The sequence below is a fragment of the Mesorhizobium sp. M2A.F.Ca.ET.067.02.1.1 genome, from assembly GCF_004023285.1.
Taxonomy (GTDB): Bacteria; Pseudomonadota; Alphaproteobacteria; order Rhizobiales; family Rhizobiaceae; genus Mesorhizobium.
The window spans coordinates 1-5,984 of record NZ_RZSB01000359.1 but is presented as its reverse complement, the minus strand read 5'-3'; the positions used below and the strand labels follow the sequence as shown (position 1 = coordinate 5,984).

The window sequence follows — 5,984 nt, the reverse complement described above, 5'->3', positions numbered from 1 at the left end:
TGACATGGGTGTCGGGGCCGACCGCATGGAACATCTCGATGACGTAGTCGATATAGTCGTCGAGATCGAAGCTGCCTTGCGCCACCGGCACCATGCGGGCGTCGACCCAGTCGGTGATGTGGACGTCGGCGTGCGGAAGCATCGCCTCGACCGTGCCGCGCAGCAGCGTCGCGTAGTGGCCCGACATCGGTGCCACGATCAAAAGCTTCGGGTCAGGCTTGCGCCCCGCGGGCAGCGCGCGCTCGAAGCGCACCAGATTGCAGAACGGCTTCGACCAGACCGTCTTTTCGGTGACGTCGACGCTCTTCCAGTCGACCACGGTCTTGTCCAGGCCGAATTGCGGCTTGCCGTAGCGGCGGGTGGTGCGCTCGAACAACTCGGCGGTCGCCGCGACCGAGCGGCCTAAGGGGGTGTGGGAGATCGGGTTGAGCGGGTTGGAGTAGAAGAGACGCACCGCGTCGGCATACAAGCGCGCGGGCTGCAGCGCCGCATGGTTCATTTCGTAGAGCTGGTAGAACATCGAGAACCCCGTTGCCGTCCGTCGACCAAAGGACGACGAACAGCGCCGAGCCTTGAATGTCTCCCGGCGAGGTTAACAAGATATTGTTGCGATGCAATACGTCATTTTGTCTGACGAATGCTTCTTTGGTTCAACCTGTTGGAAATCAGGCTTGAGCGGGCGAGCCGGCTCACTGTGCGGTGCCGAAATGTGAAGGATATGTGTCCGGCCTCTCTTACCGGAGACCGGCCATGATCGCCGGACCGCAGCGGTCGCCTTGGATCATGGTCCGATAATGGAGAGATCAGACGCGCGCCATGCAGACGGCGGTGTGGCCCGAACCGATGAAGCCCAGCTGTCCGGCTGCGCCGCGGGACAGATCCAGCACGCGACCCTTCACGAACGGACCGCGATCGTTGATGCGCACGACGACGCTGCGGCCGTTGTTCTTGTTGATGACCCTGAGCTTGGTGCCGAAAGGCAGCGTGCGGTGGGCGGCGGTCAGTGCCGAGGGGTTCATGCGTTCCCCTGAGGCGGTTCTGGAATGCAGCGCATACCAGGAAGCGCGGCCGCATTGCGCGGCGGCGGAGGAGGCGGACGAGGCGCCAGCCATCAGGCCAGCCGCGATCGTTACCGCGACAAGCGCGGTCTGGTTGGTTCTCTTCATGCTTTGGGGGTGGCTCCGTTGATCGAATAGCCTCGCCTAAGTGCCGAATGAGGCGGGAAATGCGGCAGCCTTCTGGCGGTTCCATGGCGAAGGCACACGTTTGGAGTCGCCGCGAAACAGTTTGTCATGAGATTCTTGGAGCCCGAGAGGCGTATTCTTGATGAATATCGGACCACTCTCCGGGACGTTCCGGACAAGATCGGTCCTCAAGATTGGAAGTACAGAGGAGCCGGACTATTCCGATTCCTCCGAGTCTTTTGTTGCGTCCCTGTCACCGCTCGAAATCGACTTCCGGAGAGGATCCAGCCGATGCGATTGATCAGGTCTGTGCTGGCGCTGATTGTGCTGGGCGTGGGCGCGCTATGGTCGCTGCAGGGGCTCGGCCTGGTCGGCGGCAGCTTCATGACCGGCCAGACACGATGGCTCTATATCGGCCTCGTCACCATGCTGGCCGGCATCGTCGGACTGCGCTGGGCGAGCCAGTCGCGCGTTTGATCTTACGATATGATTTCGTGATTTGGGACCACGGCCGGCGCCGCGCTCAAGCCCGGTTGAACAGGTGATCCAGGATGGTGCCCTCGATATGGGCAAGCTCCGCCGAACCGTGCCGGCGGGGCCGGGCCACAGGCACGTCGAGGTCGAGGGCGATCCTGCCGGCGCCGATCACCACGACGCGGTCGGCGAGCGCGACGGCTTCGCCGACGTCGTGCGTCACCAGCACGGCGGTGAACTTCTGGTCGAGCCAAATCCGTTCCAGAAGCTGCTGCATCTCGATGCGGGTCAGCGCGTCCAGCGCGCCGAGCGGCTCGTCCAGCGCCAGGATCTGCGGCTGGCCGACCAGGGCGCGGGCAAGCGCGACGCGCTGCTTTTGACCGCCCGACAGCACCGAGGGCCATTCGTCGGCGCGGTCGGCGAGCCCGACCTCCTCCAGCATGGCAAGCGCCCGCTGCCTGGCTTCGGTGCCGCCGGCGATGCCGGTCAGCCCGATCTCGACATTCTTCACCACGCTCGCCCAGGGCAGCAGCCGCGGCTCCTGGAACATGAAGCGCGTGCGGCTGTGACCCTCCTCGGCGGCGCCAAAGGTCAGCGAGCCGCTGCTCGGGCGGTCGAGGCCGGCCAGCAGCCGAAGCAGCGTGCTCTTGCCGCAGCCGCTTTTGCCGATGATGGCCAGGAACTGCCCGCCCCGCACGTCGAGGCTGATGCCGTCGAGCACGATCTTGTCGCCGAAGCGTTTCCCCACCTCCTTGAAGGCGAAGGCCCGGCGGCCCTCGACCGAGCCGATCGTCCGGGCTTGCGCCGGCGTGGCGACGAGGGAGCGTGCTGCGGTGAGGGTGGCGGCTGGCATCTTGTTCTCACCCTTTCTGGAAGGCCGGATGCCAGCCGAGCGACAGGCGCTCGAGCAGGCGGGCCAGGCTGTCGGCGAGCTTGCCGAGCAGCGCGTAGATCAGGATCGACAGCACCACGACGTCGATCAGCAGGAACTCGCGCGCCTGCATGGCCATGTAGCCGAGTCCGGAACTGGCCGAGATCGTTTCGGCGACGATCAGGGTCAGCCACATGATGCCCAGCGCATAGCGCAGGCCGACAAAGATCGAAGGCAAAGCGCCAGGCAGGATCACCCGGAAGAACAAGGCGCGCCGGTCGAGCCCGTAGACCCGGCCCATCTCGACCAGTTGCGGATCGACGCTCTGGATGCCGAGCAGCGTGTTGACATAGATCGGGAAGAAGACGCCGAGCGCCACCAGGAACAGCTTGGCCTCTTCGTCGATGCCGAACCACAGGATAACCAGCGGGATCAGCGCCAGATGCGGGATGTTGCGGATCATCTGCAGCGTCGTGTCGGTCAGGCCGCGGCTCAGCGCCGACAATCCGTTGGCGAGGCCGAGCGCGAAGCCGATCGAGCCGCCTATGGCGAAGCCGGACAGCGCCCGCAGGGTGGAGACGCCGATGTTGCGGATCAGCTCGCCTGACAATGTCAGCCGCCAGAAGGCCCCGGCCACCGCGCTCGGCGCCGGCAGCACATTGGCCGGGATCAGGCCCGCGCGCGCCGCGGCTTCCCAGCCGGCGATGATTGCCGCCGGCAGCAGCCAGCCGGCCACGCCGTTGCGGGCAAGGCGCGTGGCCAGGCTCATGACGCCGCCTGCAGGCGGTTGGCGCCGTGGAAGCCGACCGAGAATTCGTTGGCGATATCCTTGTGCGCCCGTGGCCGCTGCGTGCCCAGGCCGAGCCTCGGGAACAACAGCTCGGCGACGCGATAGGCCTCCTCGAGATGCGGGTAGCCGGAGCCGATGATGGTGTCGATGCCGATCGCCTGGTATTCGCCGATGCGCTCGGCGATCTGCTCCGGCGTGCCGACCAGCGCGGTGCCGGCGCCGCCGCGCACCAGGCCGACGCCGGCCCAAAGGTTCGGCGACACGACAAGCCGGTCGCGCCGGCCGCCATGCAGTTCGGCCATGCGCCGCTGCCCGACCGAATCCATCTCCTTGAGGAAACGCGCCTGCGCATTCTCTATCTGCGCGTCGGTGACGTGGCTGATCAGCCGCTCGGCGGCGCGCCAGGCCTCGTCCTCGGTCTCGCGCACGATGAAATGCAGCCTGATGCCGAAACGCAGCTTGCGGCCGCGCCGCGCCGCTTTTTCACGCGCCGAAGCGATCTTTGCGGCAACCTGCGCCGGCGGCTCGCCCCAGGTGAGATACATGTCGACGAGGTCGGCCGCGAGCTCCTGTCCGGCCTCGGACGAGCCGCCGAAATAGAGCGGCGGCCGCTCCTGCAGCGGCAAGAGGTCGAGGCGGCCGTTCTCGACGCGGTAGTGTTTGCCTTCGAAATTCACCCGCTCGCCCGAGACCAGTCCGCGCCAGATGGTGAGGAATTCCTGCGCCTGCGCATAGCGCTCGTCATGCGGCAGAAACACGCCGTCGCCGGCAAGCTCGGTCGGGTTGCCGCCGACCACGACATTGAGCAGCAGGCGGCCGTTGCTCAGCCGGTCGAGCGCCGCGGTCTGGCGTGCCGCGAAGGTCGGCAGCGTCACGCCGGGTCTCAGCGCGACCAGGAACTTCAGCCTTTCCGTCAGCGTCGCGAGCCCGGTGGCGGTGATCCAGGAATCCTCGCAATTCTGCCCGGTGGGCAAAAGCACGCCGGGGAAGCCCAGCCGGTCGACCGCCTGCGCGATCTCCTTGAAGTAGCCGAATTCAGGCGGCCGCTGCTGCTTCTCGGTGCCGAGATAGGAGCCGTCGCCATGCGTCGGGATGAACCAGAAGAAATCGAGCGGGCTGGCTGAAGCGGTCATGGCTGAACCCTGAGAGAAGACAGGAGAAACTACGGCGGCGCCGGGCGTTCGCCGCCCGGCGCCGTGAAAGAGATCAGTTGCCCGGCGCGGTCCAGACGGCGTCGGAGATCCGCACCGCTTTCGGGATCAGCCCGAGCTTGAAGAAGCGGTCGGCCGTCGCCTGCTGGCCGGCGACGATCTCGGCGGTGATCGGATAGATGCCGAACTTGGTGCGTTTGGCGGCGATCGTCTGCGCGTCGAGCGGCACGCCGGTCACCTCATGCAGCGCCTCGGCCACCTTGTCGCGGTTCTGGTCCGCCCATTTCGCCGCGTCGCCGAGCGCGGCGATCGTCGTCGAGACGAAATCCGGATGCGCCTTCGCGAAATCCTTGTTGGCGAGGAAATAGGTGTTGACCTGGAGCACGTCGATGGAGCGGGCAAGCACCCGCGGCTGGTAGCGCGTTTCAGCGATGGCGAAGAACGGATCCCACACCGCCCATGCATCGATCTGGTCGCTGGCGAAGGCGGCCGCCGCATCGGCGGGGCTGAGGTAGACGGGCGTGACCTGGTCGAAGGGGATGCCGGCTTTCTCCAGGGCGGCAACGACCAGATTGTGCGCGCTGGTGCCCTTGCCGACGCCGATGCGCTTGCCCTTGAGATCGGCCAGCGACTGGATCGGCGAGGCCGGCTTGACGAAGATCGCCTCGCCCTCGCCATTGGAGGGCAGCGCCGCCGCATAGACGATGTTGGCTCCGGCCGACTGGCCGAAGATCGGCGGCGCGTCGCCAGTCCAGCCGACATCGATGGCGCCGACATTCAAGGCTTCCACCAGCGGCGGGCCGGCGGTGAACTCGACCCACTTCACCGTCACGCCCTTGTCGGCCAGCGCCTTTTCGATGATCTGCTGCTGCCTGGCGATCACCGGCAGGCCGGTCTTCTGGTAGCCGATGTTGAACGCCTTGAGGTCCTGCGCGGCGGCGGGGGATGTCGTCCCAAAGGATGCGGCAAAGGCCGCCGCTGTAAGCAGGCCGACGCCGAATGCGCGTCTCGTCAGATTGAACATGACCCTCTCCTTCGTTGGTCCCGAACTGCCGGGCGATTGGAATAAGGTCAGGCTAGGTAAATCTATAAAGCTAGTAGAGAAACGATCTTGCGAGTTCGGCGGATTTCATGGAATTATTTTCTGCGCGTAACCCTGGGTGTCGTCATCCTAGTTGAGACCGCACAGGGATTTTGATCGGTCGGCCCTGTTTGCGTTGGCGGGCGGCATGCGTTGGAGATTGGCCGGAACGCCCTTCCTGATCGTCATTCTAGGGCGGAGCAGGAGCGAAGCTCCGTCGCGAAGACCCTAGAATCCGTGCCGTTACCTTCGCCACGGCGTGCAACGGAGCAGAATTCTGCTCCGCTGCGCTCTTCGACTGAGGTTACGGCATGGCAACTGTGTTCACGCGAATGCGGTTTTGTCGCGCATGATGGCGTTGAGGACGACCAGGAGCTTCCTTGCGACGGCGATGATGGCGAGTTTCTTGGACCCTGAGCGGGCAGCAAGTGCG

The 5,984-nt window shown here is 65.5% G+C and carries 6 protein-coding genes and 1 pseudogene; 1 reads left to right on the top strand and 6 read right to left on the bottom strand.

The window, feature by feature from the left end; all coding sequences use genetic code 11:
* Nucleotides 1-520 (bottom strand): annotated as a pseudogene (locus tag EOA28_RS22065) (polyhydroxyalkanoate depolymerase); the annotation flags it as partial.
* 283 nt (nt 521-803) lie between these two features.
* Complete coding sequence (locus EOA28_RS22060; RefSeq protein WP_127253759.1) at nt 804-1,166, bottom strand: septal ring lytic transglycosylase RlpA family protein; 363 nt, start codon at nt 1,164-1,166, stop codon at nt 804-806.
* 309 nt (nt 1,167-1,475) lie between these two features.
* On the opposite strand from EOA28_RS22060, the gene EOA28_RS22055 reads away from it, so the two are divergent.
* Complete coding sequence (locus EOA28_RS22055) at nt 1,476-1,661, top strand: hypothetical protein (protein ID WP_127253760.1); 186 nt, start codon at nt 1,476-1,478, stop codon at nt 1,659-1,661.
* Between the two features lie 46 nt (nt 1,662-1,707).
* Here the strand turns inward: EOA28_RS22055 and EOA28_RS22050 are convergent, their stop codons facing one another.
* The 4 genes from EOA28_RS22050 to EOA28_RS22035 form a co-directional block, all read right to left on the bottom strand.
* Entirely contained in the window at nt 1,708-2,511 is an 804-nt protein-coding gene (locus tag EOA28_RS22050) for an ATP-binding cassette domain-containing protein (protein ID WP_127386466.1), read from the bottom strand.
* 7 nt (nt 2,512-2,518) lie between these two features.
* Complete coding sequence (locus EOA28_RS22045) at nt 2,519-3,298, bottom strand: ABC transporter permease subunit (RefSeq protein WP_127253809.1); 780 nt, start codon at nt 3,296-3,298, stop codon at nt 2,519-2,521.
* The gene (ssuD, locus tag EOA28_RS22040) at nt 3,295-4,452 is read right to left on the bottom strand and encodes an FMNH2-dependent alkanesulfonate monooxygenase (RefSeq protein ID WP_127253810.1); all 1,158 of its coding nucleotides are present in this window, start codon (nt 4,450-4,452) and stop codon (nt 3,295-3,297) included. The genes EOA28_RS22045 and ssuD overlap by 4 nt, the downstream gene beginning before the upstream one ends.
* A gap of 73 nt (nt 4,453-4,525) precedes the next feature.
* Nucleotides 4,526-5,494, bottom strand: coding sequence for a sulfonate ABC transporter substrate-binding protein (locus EOA28_RS22035; RefSeq protein ID WP_127253811.1), 969 nt, complete (start codon nt 5,492-5,494; stop codon nt 4,526-4,528).
* Nucleotides 5,495-5,984 lie beyond the last annotated feature (490 nt).

Bases quoted from the DNA above. Each gene is read 5' to 3' on its own strand.
- EOA28_RS22055 (WP_127253760.1), top strand. From the start codon at position 1,476: ATGCGATTGATCAGGTCTGTGCTGGCGCTGATTGTGCTGGGCGTGGGC.
- EOA28_RS22035 (WP_127253811.1), bottom strand. From the start codon at position 5,494: ATGTTCAATCTGACGAGACGCGCATTCGGCGTCGGCCTGCTTACAGCG.
- EOA28_RS22060 (WP_127253759.1), bottom strand. From the start codon at position 1,166: ATGAAGAGAACCAACCAGACCGCGCTTGTCGCGGTAACGATCGCGGCT.
- ssuD (WP_127253810.1), bottom strand. From the start codon at position 4,452: ATGACCGCTTCAGCCAGCCCGCTCGATTTCTTCTGGTTCATCCCGACG.
- EOA28_RS22050 (WP_127386466.1), bottom strand. From the start codon at position 2,511: ATGCCAGCCGCCACCCTCACCGCAGCACGCTCCCTCGTCGCCACGCCG.
- EOA28_RS22045 (WP_127253809.1), bottom strand. From the start codon at position 3,298: ATGAGCCTGGCCACGCGCCTTGCCCGCAACGGCGTGGCCGGCTGGCTG.